This window comes from Bowdeniella nasicola (assembly GCF_001907295.1).
Lineage (GTDB): Bacteria > Actinomycetota > Actinomycetes > Actinomycetales > Actinomycetaceae > Bowdeniella > Bowdeniella nasicola.
In genome coordinates this window covers 1-18,922 of sequence record NZ_MQVR01000027.1, presented here as the reverse complement: position 1 = coordinate 18,922, position 18,922 = coordinate 1, and the positions used below count along the sequence as shown (strand labels likewise).

Sequence of the window (18,922 nt, the reverse complement as noted above, 5' to 3'; positions counted from 1 at the left end):
CGTCGGCCTTACTGGCCGACGCGTGCGAGTTCTTCGTCGACGATCGCGTCGTCGAGCTTTTGAAAGATCGGCTTCGGCTTCGCGATCGGCGCGCCCGCCGTCACCGGGCGCGGCGCCCAGGCGTGCGTCGTCGAGTAATCGCCGGTGATGATCGGGTAGCCCGGGCCGCCGTCGAGGTCCTCGACCTCTTCGATGCGCGGCAGCGGGGCGACGTCGCCGCTACCGCCGATGGCGGCGTCGACGAGGTTCGCACTGTGCGGCAGGAACGGCGAGAGCATGATGTTGAGGTCCGAGACGGCCTGCGCGAGGGTGTGCAGGATCGTCGCAAGGCGCTCGCGCTCCTCCGGCGCCTTGAGCTTGAATGGCTGGGTGTCGGCGACGTACTTGTTCGCTTCGCCGACGAGCTTCATGAGCTCGCCGATGGCCGCCTTCTGGTGGTGGTGGCGGATGAGGTCGCCGACGCGGTCGAAGCCTGCTGCAATCTGGTCGGCGAGCGCGCGATCGATGTCGGTGAGCTCGCCCGGCGTCGGGATCTCGCCGAAGTTCTTCGCGATCATCGCCGCCGTGCGGTTGACGAGGTTGCCCCAGCCGGCGACGAGCTCGGTGTTCGTGCGGCGGACGAACTCGCTCCATGTGAAGTCGGCGTCCTGGGTTTCGGGGCCGGACGCGGAGATGAAGTAGCGCAGCGCGTCGGGCTGGTAGCGCGAGAGCATGTCGCGCACGTAGATGACTATGCCGCGCGAGGACGCGAACTTCTTGCCCTCCATCGTGAGGAACTCGCTCGAGACGACCTCCGTCGGCAAATTCAGCGTGCCGAGGTCGCCTGGTTCTCCGCCGCTCTCGCCCTTGCCGTTGTAGCCGAGGAGTTCGGCCGGCCAGATCTGCGAGTGGAAGGTGATGTTGTCTTTGCCCATGAAGTAGTAGGACAGGGCTTCGCTATCGTTCCACCAGCGGCGCCACGCGTCGGGATCGCCGGTGCGGCGGGCCCATTCGATGGAAGCCGACAGGTAGCCGACGACGGCGTCGAACCAGACGTAGAGGCGCTTGGTCTTTTGGTCTTCCCACCCGGGCACGGGGATGCCCCAGTCGATGTCGCGGGTCATCGCACGCGGTCGGATGTCGTCCAAAATGTTTTGGGAGAACTTGATGACGTTCGGCCGCCAGGTGCCGGAGGCTTCGCGTTCGTCGAGCCACGCCGACAGGGCTTTGGCGAGCGCGGGCAGGTCGAGGAAGTAGTGGTCGGTCTCGACGAACGTCGGCGTCTCGCCATTGATGCGGGAGACGGGGTCGATGAGGTCCGTCGGGTCGAGCTGGTTGCCGCAGGAGTCGCACTGGTCGCCGCGGGCGCCGGCCGCGCCGCACAGCGGGCACGTGCCTTCGATGTAGCGGTCGGGCAGGGTGCGGCCCGTCGATGGGGAGATCGCGCCGTGCGTCGTTTCGACCGTCATGTAGCCGTTGTCGCGCACCTGGGAGAACATCGCGCGGACGACGTCGTAGTGGTTGACCGTCGTCGTGCGGGTGAAGAGGTCATAGGACAGGCCGAGTTGGGTGAGATCCTCAACGATGATGCGGTTGTTCTTGTCCGCGAGTTCACGGGCGGTGATGCCTGCGGCGTCGGCGGCGACGAGGATCGGGGTGCCGTGTTCGTCGGTGCCGGAGACCATGAGGACGTCGTGCCCCGCCATTCGCATGTAGCGGGAGAAGACATCGGAGGGGACACCAAAACCTGCGACATGGCCGATGTGGCGTGGCCCATTGGCATACGGCCACGCGACGGCGGATAGCACTGCACTCATGGACTCAAGCCTAGCGCGTGCCGATCCGCCGCTCGATTATGGATCCGGCGATCGGACCTGCGGTGAGGGCCACAATGAGGGCGAGGCCGGCCGCGATGGCGGTGGAGCGGGCGTCAAGCGGCGGCGGGTCGGTGAGGACGGCGAGGTGGGCGCTCAGCGTGGCGACGGCGAGGATGATGCCGACGGCGGTGCCGGAAGGGCGCCCGCGAGCGCCGCGATGATCGAGCGCTTGAGGTCCTGCCGGTGCGTCGTTGCCTCGTTCATGCGGTCTTCCTTGCTTGTGGTGTTAATCCACGATAGCCGCGTTATAGAGGTCTCGCGCGCGTACGCGCGTGCGTGAGGCGACGTGGGCGGCCGCGTCCTTCATGCGCAGGCCGAGCTTGGACAGCTGTTTGACCTCGGCGATGAGTGCCGGGTCGAGCGGGGCGTCGGGCGATGCCGGAGAAATGTCAGATGTGGCGGTGGGGGCTGGGAAGCCGGGTAGCTCCTGGGTCGGGTCGACGGGTGCGGCTGCGGAGTGCGGCGACGTGTCGGACGTGGGGCCGTTGGCTGATGCGGGGTCGCCCGGGGTGGTGGTGCCGGATGCGGCGTGGCCTGGGGTGGCGGTGGTGGCGGAGGCTGAGTGGCCCGCGGCGGCGGGCTGACCGGCGCCGTCGACGACGATCACGATCTCCCCGCGCACGCCCACCTTCGCCCAGTCGGCGAGGTCGGCGAGCGTGCCGCGGCGGACTTCCTCGTGCAGTTTCGTCAGCTCGCGTGCGACGGCCCCGCGACGCTCCGCTCCGCAGGCCGCGGCGAGGTCGGCGAGGGTCGCGGCGATGCGGTGGGGCGATTCGAACAGCAGCACCGTGCGCCGCTCGGCCGCAATGCGGGCAAGTGCGGCGGCGCGGTCGCGGCCCTTGCGCGGCAGGAAACCGTCGAAGGCAAAGGCATCCGTCGGCAGTCCGGAGGCGGCCAGCGCGGTTGCGGGCGCCGACGGTCCCGGGATCACCGTGAGCGGGACGTCCTCCGCGGCGGCGCGGGCCGCGAGGCGGTAGCCCGGGTCGGAGATCGTCGGCATTCCCGCATCAGACACCACGAGCACGCGCTCCCCCGCGCGCGCGGCGTCGATTAGTTCGTCGGCCCGTCGGGCCTCATTGTGGTCATGAAAGGAGACGAGGCGCCCCGTGATCGTCACGTCGAGCCCGGCGGCGAGCTGGCGCGTGCGGCGGGTATCTTCGGCGGCGATCACGTCGGCCTGCCCCAGTGCGGCGAGCAGCCGGAAGGATGCGTCGGCGAGATTACCGATCGGAGTTGCCGCGAGCGTGATGCCGGGGGCGAGTGGGGAAATGCGCATCGTGAGGACCTTTAGGTGCGGAAGCTTGTCGTCCTTTTATCGTCGCAGACATAGACTGCCATGTGTGAATGACGACTCCCCCGAGGCGAAGGCCCCGGCCGACGAGGAACGCGGCGGCGCGGCATCGATTGCGACGGCGACGCACGTGGCACTCGCCAAACTCGAGACCTTGCGGGCGCGCGAGGCGTTTTTGCGCGACCGGCTGCGGCTGAACCATCCGACACCCATGCCCCCGATGCTGCTGTTCGGGCTCGCCATGGTCACCGTGTTTGCGGCCGTGGCGCGCCTGTGGCGGCTCGGCTATCCGGACTCGCTCGTCTTCGATGAGACGTACTACGTCAAGGATGCCTATGCGCTGATGACGCAGGGTTATGCGGGCGTGTGGGGCGATAAGCCGAACCCGGCGTTCGAGGCGGGCGACATGTCGGCGCTGCAGACGAAGGCGTCGTTCGTTGTGCATCCCGACGTCGGCAAGTGGCTGATTGCGATCGGGATCAAGCTCTTTGGCGTCGAGTCGTCGTTCGGTTGGCGGATTTCGGTCGCGATCGCGGGCGTCATCTCGGTGTGGCTGATCGGGCGGATCGCGGCGCGGCTGTTCCACTCGACGACGGTGGCGATCACCGCGGCGGCGCTACTCGCGATGGATGGCATTCACCTCGTCGAAACGCGCATTGCACTACTCGACGGCTTCCTCATGCTGTTTGCGCTGCTCGGGTTCTGGGCGCTGCTGCGCGATCGGGATGATTCGCGGGCGAAGCTCGCGCGCAAAATCGCGGAGGATCCAACGACGCTGAACGACCCGTGGGGGCCGCACGTGTGGTGGCGGCCGTGGCTAGTCGTCGCGGGTATCTTTCTCGGGCTCGCGATGGGTGTGAAATGGTCGGGCCTGTACATGCTCGCGGCCGTCGGTCTGGCCGCGCTCGCGTGGGATATCGCGGCGCGGCGCGCCGTCGGTGCTCGGTTGTGGATCGGTGGCGGCATTTTCCGTGGCGGGCTGCCGGCGTTCATCAACCTCGTGCCCGTCGCGTTCCTCACCTATCTCGCGTCGTGGTTCTCCTGGTTCCTGCACAAGGATGCCTACTACCGGCAGTGGGCGCAGGGGCTGCGTGAAGGCGGGCATGACGTGCCGCGCTCGTGGCTGCCCGATGTGCTGAACAACCTGTGGGAGTATCACGCGGCGACGTACCGCTTCCACGTCTCGCTGCACTCCGAGCACACGTACCAGTCGAACCCGTTCGGCTGGCTGCTGCAGCTGCGGCCGACGTCGTTTTTCTGGAATAAACTCCCCGGCGACCGCTGCGTGATGTCGCGCGGCGAATGCGCCGAGGCGATCACCGCGCTCGGTAACCCCGCGATCTGGTGGCCCGCCGCGCTCGGCCTGCTCGTCGTGTTGTGGGCTGCGATCGCGCGTCGCGACTGGCGCGCGTGGTCGATCCTCGTCGGCTACCTCGGCCTGTATGCGCCGTGGCTGATCTTCTCCGATCGCACGATCTTCACGTTCTACACGATTGCGTTCGTCCCGTTCGTCTGCCTCGCCTGGGTCTTTGCGTTCGGGTATCTGACCGGGCACGTGCGGCCACTCGCGCCGCTTCCCTATGCACGGGCCGACGGCCAGATCGTCCAGCCATGGGCGCCGGGCGTCATAACGCCGAGCTACGCGATCCCCGAGCTCGCGGGTCCCGTCGTGCTGCAGCAGATCGAAGCCGAGGAGGCCGCCGCCTCCGATGCGGGTGTGTCGCAGTCCGACGATGCCTCGCCGCCGCGGGTGCTGCCGCGTCGCTCCCGGATCATCTGGGGCGTCGCCGTGGCGATCGTCGCGATGGTGTTCGTCTTCTTCTTCCCGATCTGGACGGGCATGACGGTGCCGAAGTGGTTCTGGCAGGCCCACATGTGGCTGCCGCGAATGTGGGTGTAGCGCTTAGCGTCGGGCAATCCGCGCGGCGACGATGTGCGAGACGATCACGGCGAGTAGCGCGCCGGTGACGGTCACCGCGTAGGCGGGCGTGTAGCCGCCGAGGACTTCGCCGCCGAACGTGGCGGTGCGGCCCCAGTCGGCGAGGCGGCCCGCGCTCGCGGAGCCGACGGCGTAGCCGAGGCCGGTGACCGAGGCGAGCAGGGTCATGACGACGCCGAGTCGCGTCGGGGATGTCACGTGTTCGACGACGGAGAAGTTCGTGATCATCAGGGGTGCGATCGCAAAGCCCATGATGGCCAGGACGATCGCGAGCGAGAGCAGTGAGTCGACGAACAGCAGCGGGATCGACAGGGCCAGCAGCGCGAGCGAGAAGACGCGCGCGCGTCGGTCGTAGGCGAATGTCGCGGGGATGGCTGCGATCGCGATGCCGGCGAGGACGGAGCCGACGCCGAGCAGGCCGTGCAGCAGTCCGGCGGCGCCTTCGTTGCCGGCCGCGCGCGCGAGGACCGTCGTGCCCGTTTGGACCGAGCCGAACATCGTGCCGACGAGGAACTGCGAGGTCATCATGAGGGCGGCGATGCCGGTGATGGCGCTGCCGATGCGCATCGCTGCGGACTTCGAGCCGGTAACGAGCGCGGACGTCGGGTGGATCGCGAACCAGATGCCGAAGATGAGGACGATCATCGCTGCGGACAGGACCGCGACCTGCGCGTTGAGCAGCGCGGTGATGATGCCGACGGTGGCGGGGCCGAGGACGAAGCTCGCTTCGTCGCCCGCGCCCTCCCAGGAAAACGCCGTGTTGAGCCGCTCGCGGTTGACTCCCTTCTCGTCGCGCGCGATCTCGCGCCAGCGGATGCGTGACAGGGAGCCGATCTGCGGCAGGAAGAGGCCCGCGATACCGGCCGCGAGTGCGTAGAAGGGCCACGGGACGCTCGTAAGGGTGAGGGAGACGAGGCCGAACAGGCCGAGGCTCGCGGCCACCGACTGGACGATGAGGACGCGGCGCTGGCCGATGCGGTCGGTGAGCGCTCCGGCGACCGGGGAGCCAAAGGCGTTCGTGATCGCGAGCGCGCCGGCGCAGGTGCCGCCCGCGGTATAGGAGTCGGTCGCGGCCGTGACCATGAGCAGGGTGCCCATCTGGGCCATGGCGAGCGGGACGCGTGCAATGAAACCGACGACGATATACGTCGGGCCCGCAAGGGCGAAGAGATCACGGTAGGCAGTTGCCAGCGAGCGAGCTTGGGCACGCGCGGACATCGGCGAACCTCCGAAACACATTGACTGCTGCCGCGAGGGTGGCGCGGAGCCGTCTAATGATGCCGCGTAGGGCGGCCAGATGCAAGCGAAAACTGACAGGTGCCTCCCGTATCACTTTCAGCAAGCTCCCAGGTAGGGGCGTCAGAGTAATAGTCATCAGGCGAGATGAAGACATGGCATCGAACCTGACGCATGGATAGGCCGTCTGACTGAGGGGAAAGACGACCAGGACGTTGATTCGTTTTCACTCCGCGATCCGTCCAACTGGTGAATGACGCCCCGACCCTACCTCCCTGGGTCGGGGCGTCAGCCATGTTCGGCCCTGCATTTCGCCCGCGCGCCGCCTAGACTTCAAGCATGGCCTTCACTCTCGCAGAACTCGTGGACCGCGCCGCGTTCATGTCGGCAGAAACGCAGCTGGCGCTGGAGGATCTCGTCGGGGATCTGCCCTGGCAGGTCGACCTGTCGGAGCGCCCGACGCTCACGTGGGGCGAGGGTGCGGACGCGATCACGACGACGCCGTCGCTGCTCGGGTCGGTCGCCGCGAAGTCGCATACGTGGCACTGGGGCTGGGACAACATCAATAACTTCCCCGACGCCGTGGTCGCTCGCGCGCGCGAGGTGAAGACGCGGGCCCAGGGCACGCAGGCGCTCACGACCGAGGAGCTGTCCGTCGCCGATAACCCGCATCTGCCGCTGGAGCTCACCCTCGCCGCAAAGGCGCTGACCGGGGTGTGGGCGCACTATGCGGCCTCGGCCGGGCCCGATACCGACGTGTGGTTCCTGCTCGAGCACCCGGATTTGACGCTCGGCGAGCCGTCGGCAGTTAGCGTCGGGCGGGTTATTGCCCAGGGCCTGTCGACGATCCCCGTTTCCGATCACCGCGCGGCGCTACGTGAGTATGCGAAGGCGCGCGGGTTCACGGTGAGCGAGGAGGAGGAAGCGATCACGCTGCATGCCTCGGATGGCAAGGCGCGCGTCGAACTCGCGAGCGATCGGATCGTCAATATTTCGCTGTCGGCGGCGGACGTCGACGAACGGCCAGACGAGGAGGCGGCGGCCGCGACGGTCCCGCCGATGGAACGCGAGGTGCCCGAGATGGAGACGACGCTCGAGCCGGAGGCGGAGAAGGTCGACGCGATTCCCGACGAAGCGTCGGGCCTCGAGGCCGAGCCCGATACCGGCGAAGAGGCCCCGCCCGCGCCGGCGGAGCCCGCGGCCGAAGAGATCGAGCCGGTCGAGGCCCCGTCGTCGCTGGAGCGTGGGCCGGAAGATGAGCCCCCGGCAACCGAGCCGGCGGCGCACGTGCCGAGCGAGGCCGAGCGCATTACGCCGGTCGAAGAGGAGAAGAAGCCGGAGAAGAAGAAAGGCTTCTTCTCGCGGATCTTCGGGTCGCGCTAGTCGCGGTAGACCTTCGCCGTGGCGGCCTTGGCGCGGCCGCTCGCGCGCTTGGTCTCCGGCTTGACGCTCGGAGTCTTCGTCACGAGGTAGGCGGGATGTTCCGTCGGCTTCAGCAGCCGGTTCAGGATTTCTAGCAGCTTCTTCATTCAGCACCCCTCCTTCGGTGTGTCTGGTGCAGTAGGCGACCCCCTACTCTAGCGAGCGGGCAAGGGATTCACCTATTGGGGTGCGAACGGTAAGCGCATGACGAACGAGGCCCAGCTGAAGCGGATCAAGGAGCTCGTCATCCCGCCCGCCTGGGATGAGGTGTGGATCGCGCCAAGCAAGGACGCCCATATTAAGGCGACGGGCGTCGACGACGCGGGGCGGTTGCCGCGGCGGTGCGACTGATCGACAAGCTGGGTCTGCGCGTCGGCGGGAGCGAATATGCGAAGGAAAACGAGTCCTTTGGCACCTCCACGCTGCAGCGTCGGCACGTCACCGTCAAGGGCGATACCGTCCACCTGACGTTCCGGGGCATGTCGGGCAGCGATTGGGACGTGCGCACTCGCGATAAGGCGCTCGCCGCGTTCTTCAATGAGCGGCCCAAGACGCCGAAGTCTGCGCCGGCGGTGTGCTGCCCCGAGCAGGAGGGTCGTCGTCGGACCTGGCAGGGCACCGTCGTCGCGGCGCAGGCGCTGGGGCGCGCGGCCGCGACGGGAGATTCGTCCCCGCAAGCGGTGACGGCCGCGATCAAGCAAACGGCGGAGTGGCTGCACAATACGCCCGCGATCGCGCGTGACTCGTATATCAACCCGCGCGTGATCGAGCTGTTTGAAAAGGGCACGGTCGTGAAGGGGAAGGCGACCGATAAGAAGGTGCGTGAGCTCCTTACGTAACTTCCGCGCGCTGGGAGGCGATGCCCGCGGCGACGACGAGGGTGATGCCGACGAGTTGGATCGCAGTCGGGACCTGCGCGAGGATGAGCGCGCCGATGAGGACGCCCATCGCGGGTTCGATCGCGGCGAGCGTGCCGAATGCGGCCGCCGACATCGAGCGCAGGGCCACGATCTCGAACGCGAGCGGGATGACGGGCATGAGGAGAGCGAGTCCGAACGCGATCGCGATGATGTCCCACGACAGGTGTGGCAGGGCGACGGGGATGCCGAGCGGCGCGTAGCAGATCGCGGCGATCGGGATCGTGAGGGACAGCGCGCTGATGCCGGAAAACTTTTCGCCGACGAGCGGGGTCAGCAGGATATAGATGGCCCAGCCGACGCCGCTACCGAGCGCGAAGAGGATACCCACCACGTCGATCTGGCCCGCCCACGGCTTCGTCAGCAGGATGACGCCGATCATCGCGATGAGCGGGTAGGCGAGCGTCAGGCCGCGTCGGCCCCGCACCGCCGCCACGACGAGCGGTCCCAAAAACTCGACGGCGACGGCCGTGCCGAGCGGGATGCGCTGGATCGCGGCGAAGAAGAAAAACGTCATCGAGCCCGTCGTGATGCCGAGGGCGATGACGGCGAGGCGATCGCGTCGGGTCAGCCCGCGGATCTTGGGCCGGGAGATCGCGAGGAGGATGATGGCGCCGGCGAGCATGCGCAACCAGGCGGCGCCGACGGGGCCGAGGCGGTCGATGAAACCGACGGAAAAGGCGCCGGAGAGCTGGACGGAGAACATCGCGGCGATGGCGAGTACCCACGCGGGGACAGTTTCGGCCACCGAACGCCGTTTTCCTCGCCACAATCCCACGCATCCAGCCTACGCCGGAGCGTCGCCCCAGCAAGCGCTGAGAACGACTCCCAACTAACGGTAGGGTGCACCTATGACGACCGATATGTATGACGCCAATGCCGAGTGGTATGCCGCTCTCGTCGCGCCCTGGAAAGAGGACACCGACCGCACCCTGCGCGAGGCGCTCGGGGAGCTTGCGGGCGGGGACGTGATCGATCTCGGCTCGGGCATTGGCTCGAGCCTGCCGGTCCTGCGCGACCTGGGCGCGCAGCGACTGTTCGCGGTGGAACCGTCGGCCGCAATGCGCGTCGGCCTCATGACCACGGTCGCCGCCGATGCGGATCTCCGCGCGCGCACGACGATCGTCGCCGGCGGCGTGCCGGACGCCTTCGACCAGCTGCCCGACACCTGGCAGGCGGCCACGATGCTGAACGCGATCGGGCACCTGAGCGAGGAGGCCCGCGCCGCACTGTGGCGGACCCTCGCCGAGCGCCTCGTTCCCGGCGGCCGGTTCGTGCTGTCGCTGCAGCCGCCCGCGATCGTCAGCGACATCCCGTGGACAGACTTTGGCACGTTCGCCGTCGGCACACGCCAGCTCGCGACCCGCGGCCGCGCCGAGGTTATGAGCGAGACGCATGTCGAATGGGAGATGGAGTGGAGCCTGCTCGATGCCGACGGCGCCGTCCTCGAAACTCGCTCGGCTCGCCACCCGTGGCGGGTACTGACGCCGGATCAGCTCACCACTGAGGCGGAGGCGCACGGTTTGAAACTCCTCCCCCACGGCGGCGCCGATAGCTTCCTGGCGTACGAACTGACGGGCCGCGTCGTGGGAGAATAGAGCGATAGGTTGGCGCATCGAAAGGACGCGGGGTGGAAGATCAGTCGCTCAAATTAGTGACTGAACAGGAGACGTGGCTGCGCGCCAACGGTCTACCCCTCGTCGTTCCCCCGCGCCGCCGCCTCGTCGGCCTCATCACACGCACGGTCCCGCTGCTGCTGACGTTCGCGTTCTTCGCGGCCTCGCTCCTCATCGCCGACGCCGCGATCGCCGCCGAGCAGACGATTGACCTCGACCAGTTGCAAAGCCATCCGACGGTCGTGCGCGCAATGCTCACCGCCCTCGCCATCGCGCTGCTCGCGATCCCGCTCGGCCTCGGCTATGCGCGGATCCAGCGACGATTTCCCGTGCGCGTACGCGTCGTCGTCGGCCTGATCATCATCTTCTTGTGGGTCGCGGGCCTGTCCATCGCGTCGAGCATCATCCCGACGACGGGCGATCTCCACCTGAACCTGGCCGAGCGGCTCGGCCTGCTCGTCCTCACGGCGGCCATCAGTTTCATCGAGGTCGATCGCATCCTCATCTGGGCGGGTCACCGCTCCTTGCGAGAGCTCGCCGCCGCGATCCCGGCCGTCGCGCGCATCCTGCCGCTGCTGCTGTTGACCGTGCTCCTCGTGTTTTTCACGAACGAGCTCTGGCAGCTCGCGGCGACGATGAGCAAGGGCCAGATGGTCGCGCTGTGCATCTTCCTCATCGTCATGCTCGTCGTCATCATCGTGCCCGCCATCATCGACATGCTCGATGAGGAGGACACCGACGACGACAACAACGATCAGCTGCTGGAGGCCACCCCGTTCCACGGCGTCGCTCCCTCGCGCTCGAAGTTCTCGATCGGCGAGTGGATCAACCTCGTCGTCGTCTCCGCCGCGGTTCAGCTCGTGCAGGCCGCGATCTTCATCGCCGCCACGTTCGGCATCTTCGCCGTCTTCGGCAAAATCGCGCTGAACCCCAAGCTCATTCAGACGTGGACGGGCACGTCACCGAAGGCGCTGCACTGGCTCGGCATTAACCTCCCGATGGACGCCGCAATGTTCCGCGTCTGCCTCATCCTCGCCCTGTTCTCGGGCATCTCGTTTGCCGCTTCGACGCTGTCGGACAACATGTACCGTTCGCTGTTTCTCGGTCGGATCGCCGACGAGATGCGCCGCAACATCGCGGCGCGTCACCGCTACCGTTCGACGCTGCGTTCGTGCGGGAAGCTGCCGAACCGCTGGTCCGACATAGTCGCGTAAATAGACAGATCGACGCCCCGACCCAAGGGAGGAAGGGTCGGGGCGTCTTTCCCCTCAGTCAGACGACCTATCCATGCGGCGGAGGCGATGCCATGTCTCATCGCTTCCGGCTATGTCTAATACTGTGCAGGCCGAACCTGGGCAAAGCCTGAAACCGAGCACACAAACGCCTGCGACTTTCGCGGCGGCCTAACGATTCGGTCGAGTAGATACAGGTCGGCGCCCCGACCCAGGGAGGTAGGGTCGGGGCGCCATTCACCAGTTCCGGATGGTTCGCGGAGTGAAAACGAAACACATCCTGGCACGTCTTTCCCCTCAGTCAGACGGCCTATCCATGCGAGTCAAGCGACGCCATGTCTTCATCGCTTGCCCCGTTGACTACTACTCTGCTGCCCGAAGCTGAAAACAACCTGAAATGCGCTACAGAGTCACCTGGCAAAGTTTCGCGTCGGTGCACGCTGCGGCAGCCGAGTGCCCCGGTCCTAGGAGGACGCGTGGCTGCTGTGGGCTCGTCGGACGCCCGAGGAGCAGCGCACGCTCGTGACCGCGGTGGCGTGGTGTCGCTGCTCGGCGTCGTCGTCATTGTCTCAACCGCGCTCACGGGGCACTCCGGTGCGAGCGTCGCCTGGTCGCACGTGACCGGCCCGGCTCCCTCGCCGAGTGCGTCGGCCACGCCGTCGGCCTCCCCGTCGGCGACTGCCTCGGAAAAGGCTGCCGGCCAGGCGTACACGATGGAGCAGGGTGGCGAGGCACCGACCAAGGGCATTTGCGGCTCGGATGCGACCGAGAAGTTCGCGGGCAAACACGGCGATGCGCAAAAGCCTAACGCCGCGCTGCAGCGCCACCTGTTCGGTCCGCTGTCGAAGTAACCTGCCAGCTGCGGGCGGCCTGCTGCTGCCGCCAAAACTCCGCGACGTACCCGTCGGCCTCGATGAGGTCGGCGGGTTCGCCGTCTTCGCGGATCGTGCCGTCGGCAAGGAAGATAACCCGGTCGGCGGCCTGAATCGTTGCGAGGTTGTGGGCGACGACGACGCGGGTGCACGGCTGCGTGCCCGCGGCGAGGGAGGCGACGATCGCGCGCTCGTTTTCGATATCGAGCGCGCTCGTCGCCTCGTCGACGAGCAAGACGGGGGCGTTCTTCGCGAGTGCCCGCGCGATCGAGACGCGCTGGCGTTCGCCGCCCGAGAGCAGGCTGCCGCCTTCGCCGACGTCGGAGGCCCAGCCGTCGGGCAGGGCCGCAATGACGGGTCCGAGCCGTGCGGCGTCGGCGAGTTCGGCCAGGCGCTCCTCGCTGAGGTCGGCGCCGCTGCGGATGTTGTCGGCGAGCGAGCCGGAAAACAGGTAGGGGTGTTGGAAGATCACGGCGACCAGGGCGTCGCGTTCGGCGGGCGCGAGCTCGGAAAGCGGCACGCCGTCGACCTCGATCCTGCCGGAGGTCGGTTCGATGAGGCCCGCGAGCAGGGCGAGGATCGTGGATTTACCGGAGCCGGATGGTCCGATGATCGCGGTCGCCTGGCCGGCCTCGAGGGTGAGATTGAGGCCGGAGATGACGGGGGCGGCGGCGCCTGGGTAGGTGTAGGTGACGTCGACCAGCTCGAGGCGCGGGGCGCCGGAGCGGGGGCGCTCGCGTGTGCCGGTGTGCAACGTCGGGGCGGCGAATACGTCGACGAAGCGGCGCATCGTCGCGAGGGTCATCGTGATACCGACGGTGAGTTCGCCGAGCACGGTGAAGGACTCGAGGTAGCGGCCGATGACCGCGAGCATCGCGACCGCGGCGGGCAGCGGGAGTTCGCCGCGGATGGCGAGGGCCACCGTCGTGCTCGCGAGCGCGATGAGGGCGAGTTGGGAGGCGAGGGTGAAGACGAGCTCGCCGGAGACGTGCCAGGTGAGCAGGCCGAGGACGCTGCGGCGTTCGGTGCGGAGCGCTTCGCCGAGTCGGGAGCGCTCGGCATCCGAGCGGCGGGCGGCGCGCAGGGCCTGCTGGGCGCGCGCGAATTCGATGATGGACTCGGCAACATCCGTGCTCGCGGCCTCGGCAACGCTGCCGGCTTTGCGGCTCATCCGCTCGCCTGCCAGGTAGGCGCCGATGAGCAGCGGGACGCCGGCGAGTGCGACGAGGCCGAGCGGGACGGAGACGAACAGCAGCGCGATGCCGATCGCGATCGGCGTGAGGATCGCGCCGAGCACGGGCGTGGCGAGGTAGCCGACGATGCGGGCGAGGTCGGGGCCCGCGGTGGACAAGGCGGCGCGGGCGGAGGCGGTCGTCGTGCTGGTGAGCCAACTGAGGTCGAGGCGACCGATCCGCTCGGCGAGGCTCTTTTGGCCTTCGGACATCAGGCTAAAGCCGATGGCGAGCGCGAGTTTCGCGGCCCAATAGTCGAGCGCCCAGCCGGCGATCGTGAGTGCGGCGAGGACGCCCACCCACGGCCAGGCGGCGGCGGGTTCGTCGGACAGTAATGCGACGAAGAGCGGCAGCAGGCTGACCGCGCCGAGCGCGCGGGCGATGATGCTCGCGACGGTGGCCGCGAGATAGGTGATTCCTTGGCGGCGGGCGTCGGGTGGCAGGAGCGAGATCGTGGTGCGCAGGACGGCTCTCATACGACTTCCTTCTGGCTCGCGGCGCACATGTCGGCGTACCGGCCGCCGGCGCTGATGAGGTCGGTGTGCGTGCCGCGCTCAATGATGCGGCCGGCGTCGAGGACGACGATCTGGTCGGCACCGGTGATCGTGTGCAACCGGTGGGCGATGACGAGGACGGTGCGACCGGCCATGAGGCGGCTGAGCGCCTGTTGCACGTGGTATTCGCTGTCGGGGTCGGCGAACGCTGTGGCCTCGTCGAGGATGAGGACCTCCGGGTCGGCGAGCAGCGCCCGCGCGATCGTGAGGCGTTGCGTTTCGCCGCCGGACAGCTGGCCCGGGGCGATAAAGGTGTCGTAGCCGACTGCCTCGCGCATGATCCGCTCGTGTAGGAAGGCGGCTCGCGCGGCCTGCTCGACCTCGGCGCGGGTGGCGTCGGGCTTGGCGAGCGCGATGTTGTCATGGATAGTACCCGCGACGAGTTGCGGGTTTTGGAAGACGAAGGCGACGCGCGAGTAGAGCTCATCGGGGCTGAGGCTGCGCAGGTCGTCGCCGCCCAGCAGGATCTGGCCGGAGCTGACGTCGTAGAAGCGGGCGAGTAGCGAGGCGAGCGTCGTCTTTCCCGACCCCGATGGCCCGACGAGGGCGGTGAGGCTGCCTGCGGGCAGCGAAAGTGAGATGTCGGAAAGGACCGGCACGCCGGGGCGGTATTCGAAGCCGACGGCACGGAACTCGACCGGCGGGCTCCCCTGCTCGCTGTCGCCCGGCACAGTCTCGGTGACGAGTTCGGCCTCGCCGAGCGCGGCGTTCAGGCGCGTCGCGGCCTGCAGAGAGGTGCCAAGGCCGCCGAGGCCGTAGCCGAGGGCGAGCAGTCGGGTGCCGAACGTCGTGCCGAGGACGAAGAAGGCGATGAGGTCGACGGGCGGGGTTGTGCCGCGGGCGACGAGGGCGGTGCCGGAAGTGGCGATGAGGAGGACGAAGATCGCTGGCCGGGTGACGAGGTCCATGACGATCTTCGCGTTCGCGAAGGGGCCTTCCCAGGCGTGCAGGAACTCGATGAACGTGTCGAGTTTGCGGCGGTAGGCCGAGGCGCGCACGCCGCCGAAGACACGCACGACGCGTTGGCCTTCGAGGAAGGCTGCGGCCTCGGCGCCGAGTTCGTCGGTGAGTCGGCGGAACTGCGGTGTTTTGGCCTGGGACTGCACGAGCATCCGGTACATCGCGACGAGGTAGATCAGCACGGGCACGAACATGAGCAACGCGATCCGCCACTCGATGACGAACAGATAGGCAAGGACCGCGATCGGCGCGACGACGGCGGCGACGAGATCGAGCACGGCGTGGACGATGAGGTAGTGCAGCGCGAGCACGTCGTCGGCAACGAGTTGTTTCACGCTGCCGGAGGGGCGCGAGGTAAACCAGCCGAGAGGGACGCGCGCGAGTTTGTCGACGAGTCGCGCGCGCAGCGTGTAACTGAAGCGGGCGTCGACGCGATGCAGCCACCAGGCCAGGACGCTCGCGAGCACGCTCGTTACGGCGAGGATGCCAAGTGCCCAGGCGCCGAGCGCGAGCAGGTCGCTGGCGGGTCGGCCGGTAAGCAGGCGGCGTGCGAGTTCGGTGAGGAGGATGAACGGCACGAGTTGGGCGATCGTGATGAGCGCTTGGAACGCGCCGGCGACCCACAGCGTCGGCTTCACCGGCGTGAGCAGGTCGCCTGCACCCTGGGATCGCCACGTGCCCGCGGATGCGGGCGCTCTTTGAGTGGCGGGCGCGGCTGCCTCGGGGGTACGGTCGGTGCCCATGGCCTTGCCTTCGACCCAATACGCCTGGGCGTGAGTTTCGCTGCGTGGGAAACCGAAGTCGTCCTTGAGGCGCTTGCGCAGGTGTTTCAGGCTCGCGCTTTCTGGCGTCGCCCACACATACCAGTTCGACCAGTCACGCGCCTCGATCGCCGCGGCGAGGCTGTGGGCGCCAGCGCGTTCGACCCAGTGCACGTGCAGCCGCGGTTGCGTCGCCAGCGGGATCTGCCGGTCGCTGTCGCGGTGTTCTTCGAGATACAGCTCGATCGGGACCTCGTCCGGCAGCGCGGCGATGACCGAGTTGATGGCCGGGATCGCGGCGGCGTCGCCGATGAGGAGGTAGCCGGCGGGGAGGTCGTCGGGGATGGAGAAGCGCGTGGCACCGAGGACGGCGACGGGGACTTGGTCCCCTACCCGTGCGCTGGATGCCCAGGCGGAGGCGGGACCGGCCGGGGTGTGCAGGACGAAGTCGCAGCTGAAGATGCCACGCTCGGGATCGGAGCTGGACAGGGTGTAGGCGCGCTGGAATTCTCTGTCGCTGCCGTCGGAGTCGGGGAACCAGAACCGCAGGAACGCGGCCGGGGTGACGTCGAGTTCGCTAAAGACGCTGGCGCATTCGAAGTGGACACGCAGGAAATCGGGGGCGATGCGTTCGGTGGCGGTCACCGTTGCGATGTGGTCGTGGGCGCCGAAGGCGCGCATGAGTGCGCCGTTGAAACCTCGCTTGCTCATGGCTCTCCTCGGGTGATGCGTTAAGCCGTGCAACTAAGGTGATGCTACCCTTATGACATTCGGCGGATCAAATATGCCTGAGTAGGTGCAGGTCGGCGCCCCGACCCAGGGAGGTAGGGTCGGGGTGCCATTCACCAGTTCCGGATGGTTCGCGGAGTGAAAACGAAACACATCCTGGCACGTCTTTCCCCTCAGTCAGACGGCCTATCCATGCGAGTCAAGCGACGCCATGTCTTCATCGCTTGCCCCGTTGACTACTACTTTGCTGCCCGAAGCTGAAAAGAACCTGAAACTCGCTGTATAGGTTCCTGTCTATTCTCAGCCCGCCGGATCGACCTCGCAGCGGTCGTGCGCAGCGATGGCGGGGGTCTCGAGTTGGAACGTCGAGTGTTTAATCGAGACGTCGAAGTGCTCGGCCACGCACGTGCGTACCTGGAGCAGGATTTCAGCCGCATGCCCGTCCGTGAAGCACGCTTCGCTCAGCACGATGTGAGCGGTGAGCCGTGGGAGCCCGGTCGCAACGGTCGAGGCGTGCATGTCATGGACTTCGAGCACGTGGTCCAGGTCTTCGATGTGGCGGCGCACCTCATCCAGGTCCAGGCCCTCGGGTGTGAATTCCATGAGGACCGCGAGGGTCTCTCGGATCAGCCGCAGGGCTCGCGGCACGATCAGCAAGGCGATGAGCAGCGCCGCGAGCGCATCCGCCCGGTAGAACCCGGTCGTGGCGATTAGGATTGCGGCCACGATGATCCCGAGGGAACCCAACGCATCGTTCAAAACTTCGAGGAACGCTGCCCGCATGTTGAAGTTCGCACCCCGCGATGAGGCGAGCACTCCGATCGCGCACAGGTTCGCGACGAGGCCAAGGATACCGATGATGAGCAGTTCGTTCGCGGGGACTTCGGGCGGATGGAAGAGTCGCCGTACGCCCTCGATTGCGGCGTAGGTGCCGACGACGAGCAGGAGCGTTGCCTGTCCGAGCGCGGCGATGACCTCGATCCGTCGGAAGCCCCAGGTGCGGCGTGAGTCGGCCGGGCGATGCATGAGGTGAGCGGCGATCAGCGCGACGAGCAGACCGGACGCATCGGTGATGGCGTGAGCGGCATCGGTGAAGAGTGCGAGCGATCCCGTGATCCATGCGCCGACCGCTTGGATGATGACGATCGAGAACGTGATCGCAAACGCGATCGCCAGCCGAATGCGCAAGCCCTTTGATTGAGCTGCCTCGTTAGCTCCATGCCCGTGATCGTGCCCGGCACCCACGTGCGCCCTCCGTTCTCTCTAGTCATCACCCTACGCTTTTTGGTGTTGTCCTTCAAACTCTGCCCGTAGCCTTGAACTATGGAGAAGCCATCGGTTCTTTTCGTGTGCGTCCACAATGCCGGGCGTTCCCAAATGGCAGCGGCCTATGCCGCTCACCTCTCCGGCGGCCAGGTGGAGGTCCGGTCGGCCGGTTCTGCCCCGGCGATGGAGATCAACCCGGCCGTGCGCGACGCCATGGCCGAGGCCTGGATCGATATCTCGGCCGAGCGGCCGAAGATACTCACCACCGATGCCGTCGAACTCTCGGATATCGTCATCACAATGGGGTGCAGCGACACGTGCCCGGTCTTTCCAGGTAAACGCTACGAAGACTGGAAGCTGGAGGATCCCGCAGGGCAGGGCGTCGAGGCCGTCCGCCCGATCCGCGACGAGATCAAGTCCCGCACGATCAAACTCCTTGAAGGCCTTGGGGTTGAATTTTAGTTTGCTGGCGAAAGCCTAGTTCTGTCAGCGCGCTTTGACGAAGATCTGACTCTCCTGCAACTGCGTCGCAATGCGATCTCGTGCGCCCAAAATATGCTCGCGGATCGCGCGGGCCGCCCGTTTCGAATCGTGCTCGGAGCAGGCAGCGAGGATCTCAGCGTGTTCTACCGCGCCCTGGTCGTGATTGACATCGATATCCGGAGCGGCAAAAAGATACCGTTCAGCGTTTTGCCACGCCGGTTCGATTCCCCGCACCAGCCACTCTGATCCTGCGCCGGCGTAAAGGGAAAAGTGGAACTTCCGATGGGCTACGCGGGCATCGTCGACCTGTCCTGCTTCAACGGCAGCATTGTGTTGCTGAAGGAAACTATTTGCTTGAGCCAGCTCGTCTTCAGTTATTCTCTCAGCAGCTAGTTCTATCGCCGCGCTCGATGACGTTGCGCCCGCGGTAGTCGTACGGATCGAACCCGACCGGTCGGCCCCCGCGGGCGCCGCGCCGTTTCCGGTTCGCGACCTGGTCGGCCGGGTCCGGGGACGGCCAACGTCCCGCTCGACCCGTAACTGCGCCAGCAGCGGC

Annotated in this window: 16 protein-coding genes and 1 pseudogene; 8 read left to right on the top strand and 9 right to left on the bottom strand. The window is 67.2% G+C overall.

The window, feature by feature from the left end; genetic code table 11:
• Positions 1–8: 8 nt before the first annotated feature.
• Positions 9–1,796, bottom strand: a complete 1,788-nt coding sequence (metG, locus tag BSZ39_RS05945; protein ID WP_073716455.1) for a methionine--tRNA ligase — start codon at positions 1,794–1,796, stop codon at positions 9–11.
• Between the two features lie 286 nt (positions 1,797–2,082).
• Entirely contained in the window at positions 2,083–3,132 is a 1,050-nt protein-coding gene (rsmI, locus tag BSZ39_RS05940; protein WP_073716454.1) for a 16S rRNA (cytidine(1402)-2'-O)-methyltransferase, read from the bottom strand.
• A 64-nt stretch (positions 3,133–3,196) separates the two neighbouring features.
• On the opposite strand from rsmI, the gene BSZ39_RS05935 reads away from it, so the two are divergent.
• Entirely contained in the window at positions 3,197–5,047 is a 1,851-nt protein-coding gene (locus BSZ39_RS05935; RefSeq protein WP_073716453.1) for a dolichyl-phosphate-mannose--protein mannosyltransferase, read from the top strand.
• A 3-nt stretch (positions 5,048–5,050) separates the two neighbouring features.
• Here the strand turns inward: BSZ39_RS05935 and BSZ39_RS05930 are convergent, their stop codons facing one another.
• Entirely contained in the window at positions 5,051–6,304 is a 1,254-nt protein-coding gene (locus tag BSZ39_RS05930; RefSeq protein ID WP_073716452.1) for an MFS transporter, read from the bottom strand.
• A gap of 357 nt (positions 6,305–6,661) precedes the next feature.
• On the opposite strand from BSZ39_RS05930, the gene BSZ39_RS05925 reads away from it, so the two are divergent.
• Positions 6,662–7,705 carry a DUF6882 domain-containing protein gene (locus BSZ39_RS05925; RefSeq protein WP_073716451.1) on the top strand — a complete coding sequence of 348 codons (1,044 nt, stop codon included), beginning with the start codon at positions 6,662–6,664 and terminating at the stop codon, positions 7,703–7,705.
• Here BSZ39_RS05925 and BSZ39_RS13845 read toward each other — a convergent pair.
• On the bottom strand, positions 7,702–7,851 hold the full coding sequence (locus tag BSZ39_RS13845) for a hypothetical protein (protein WP_158025097.1): 150 nt from the start codon (positions 7,849–7,851) through the stop codon (positions 7,702–7,704). The genes BSZ39_RS05925 and BSZ39_RS13845 overlap by 4 nt on opposite strands.
• Positions 7,852–7,927: 76 nt before the next feature.
• On the opposite strand from BSZ39_RS13845, the pseudogene BSZ39_RS14190 reads away from it, so the two are divergent.
• Positions 7,928–8,095: pseudogene (locus BSZ39_RS14190) on the top strand (hypothetical protein); the annotation flags it as partial.
• The gene (locus BSZ39_RS05920) at positions 8,086–8,583 is read left to right on the top strand and encodes a site-specific integrase (RefSeq protein WP_073716450.1); all 498 of its coding nucleotides are present in this window, start codon (positions 8,086–8,088) and stop codon (positions 8,581–8,583) included. The pseudogene BSZ39_RS14190 and the gene BSZ39_RS05920, both read left to right, overlap by 10 nt.
• Here the strand turns inward: BSZ39_RS05920 and BSZ39_RS05915 are convergent.
• Complete coding sequence (locus BSZ39_RS05915; RefSeq protein WP_222842876.1) at positions 8,576–9,409, bottom strand: EamA family transporter; 834 nt, start codon at positions 9,407–9,409, stop codon at positions 8,576–8,578. The two genes, BSZ39_RS05920 and BSZ39_RS05915, sit on opposite strands and share 8 nt — an antisense overlap.
• Before the next feature lie 103 nt (positions 9,410–9,512).
• On the opposite strand from BSZ39_RS05915, the gene BSZ39_RS05910 reads away from it, so the two are divergent.
• The 3 genes from BSZ39_RS05910 (at position 9,513) to BSZ39_RS05900 (ending at position 12,360) form a co-directional block, all read left to right on the top strand.
• A complete protein-coding gene (locus BSZ39_RS05910) occupies positions 9,513–10,259 on the top strand; it encodes a class I SAM-dependent methyltransferase (protein WP_073716449.1) in 747 nt (248 codons plus the stop codon).
• A gap of 56 nt (positions 10,260–10,315) precedes the next feature.
• Complete coding sequence (locus BSZ39_RS05905) at positions 10,316–11,491, top strand: hypothetical protein (RefSeq protein WP_143180400.1); 1,176 nt, start codon at positions 10,316–10,318, stop codon at positions 11,489–11,491.
• A gap of 494 nt (positions 11,492–11,985) precedes the next feature.
• Positions 11,986–12,360: a hypothetical protein gene (locus tag BSZ39_RS05900; protein WP_143180399.1), complete on the top strand. Its 375-nt coding sequence runs from the start codon at positions 11,986–11,988 to the stop codon at positions 12,358–12,360.
• Here BSZ39_RS05900 and BSZ39_RS05895 read toward each other — a convergent pair.
• The 3 genes from BSZ39_RS05895 to BSZ39_RS05885 all read right to left on the bottom strand — a co-directional run bounded on the left by BSZ39_RS05895 (position 12,314) and on the right by BSZ39_RS05885 (position 17,805).
• Positions 12,314–14,089 (bottom strand): ABC transporter ATP-binding protein, encoded by a 1,776-nt coding sequence (locus tag BSZ39_RS05895; protein WP_073716446.1) that lies wholly within the window; start codon positions 14,087–14,089, stop codon positions 12,314–12,316. The two genes, BSZ39_RS05900 and BSZ39_RS05895, sit on opposite strands and share 47 nt — an antisense overlap.
• The gene (locus BSZ39_RS05890; protein ID WP_073716445.1) at positions 14,086–16,599 is read right to left on the bottom strand and encodes an ABC transporter ATP-binding protein/permease; all 2,514 of its coding nucleotides are present in this window, start codon (positions 16,597–16,599) and stop codon (positions 14,086–14,088) included. The genes BSZ39_RS05895 and BSZ39_RS05890 overlap by 4 nt, the downstream gene beginning before the upstream one ends.
• A gap of 318 nt (positions 16,600–16,917) precedes the next feature.
• Entirely contained in the window at positions 16,918–17,805 is an 888-nt protein-coding gene (locus BSZ39_RS05885) for a cation diffusion facilitator family transporter (RefSeq protein WP_245792437.1), read from the bottom strand.
• 135 nt (positions 17,806–17,940) lie between these two features.
• Between BSZ39_RS05885 and BSZ39_RS05880 the strand changes: the two genes are divergently transcribed.
• Positions 17,941–18,345, top strand: a complete 405-nt coding sequence (locus BSZ39_RS05880; RefSeq protein WP_073716443.1) for an arsenate reductase ArsC — start codon at positions 17,941–17,943, stop codon at positions 18,343–18,345.
• A 24-nt stretch (positions 18,346–18,369) separates the two neighbouring features.
• Here BSZ39_RS05880 and BSZ39_RS13195 read toward each other — a convergent pair.
• Positions 18,370–18,922, bottom strand: a 553-nt coding sequence (locus BSZ39_RS13195) for a GntR family transcriptional regulator (RefSeq protein ID WP_143180398.1), incomplete at its 5' end; no start/stop codon positions are given.

Coding starts and splice junctions, on each gene's coding strand:
- metG (WP_073716455.1), bottom strand. CDS start 1,796: ATGAGTGCAGTGCTATCCGCCGTCGCGTGGCCGTATGCCAATGGGCCA.
- rsmI (WP_073716454.1), bottom strand. CDS start 3,132: ATGCGCATTTCCCCACTCGCCCCCGGCATCACGCTCGCGGCAACTCCG.
- BSZ39_RS05930 (WP_073716452.1), bottom strand. CDS start 6,304: ATGTCCGCGCGTGCCCAAGCTCGCTCGCTGGCAACTGCCTACCGTGAT.
- BSZ39_RS05925 (WP_073716451.1), top strand. CDS start 6,662: ATGGCCTTCACTCTCGCAGAACTCGTGGACCGCGCCGCGTTCATGTCG.
- BSZ39_RS13845 (WP_158025097.1), bottom strand. CDS start 7,851: ATGAAGAAGCTGCTAGAAATCCTGAACCGGCTGCTGAAGCCGACGGAA.
- BSZ39_RS05910 (WP_073716449.1), top strand. CDS start 9,513: ATGACGACCGATATGTATGACGCCAATGCCGAGTGGTATGCCGCTCTC.
- BSZ39_RS05895 (WP_073716446.1), bottom strand. CDS start 14,089: ATGAGAGCCGTCCTGCGCACCACGATCTCGCTCCTGCCACCCGACGCC.
- BSZ39_RS05890 (WP_073716445.1), bottom strand. CDS start 16,599: ATGAGCAAGCGAGGTTTCAACGGCGCACTCATGCGCGCCTTCGGCGCC.
- BSZ39_RS05880 (WP_073716443.1), top strand. CDS start 17,941: ATGGAGAAGCCATCGGTTCTTTTCGTGTGCGTCCACAATGCCGGGCGT.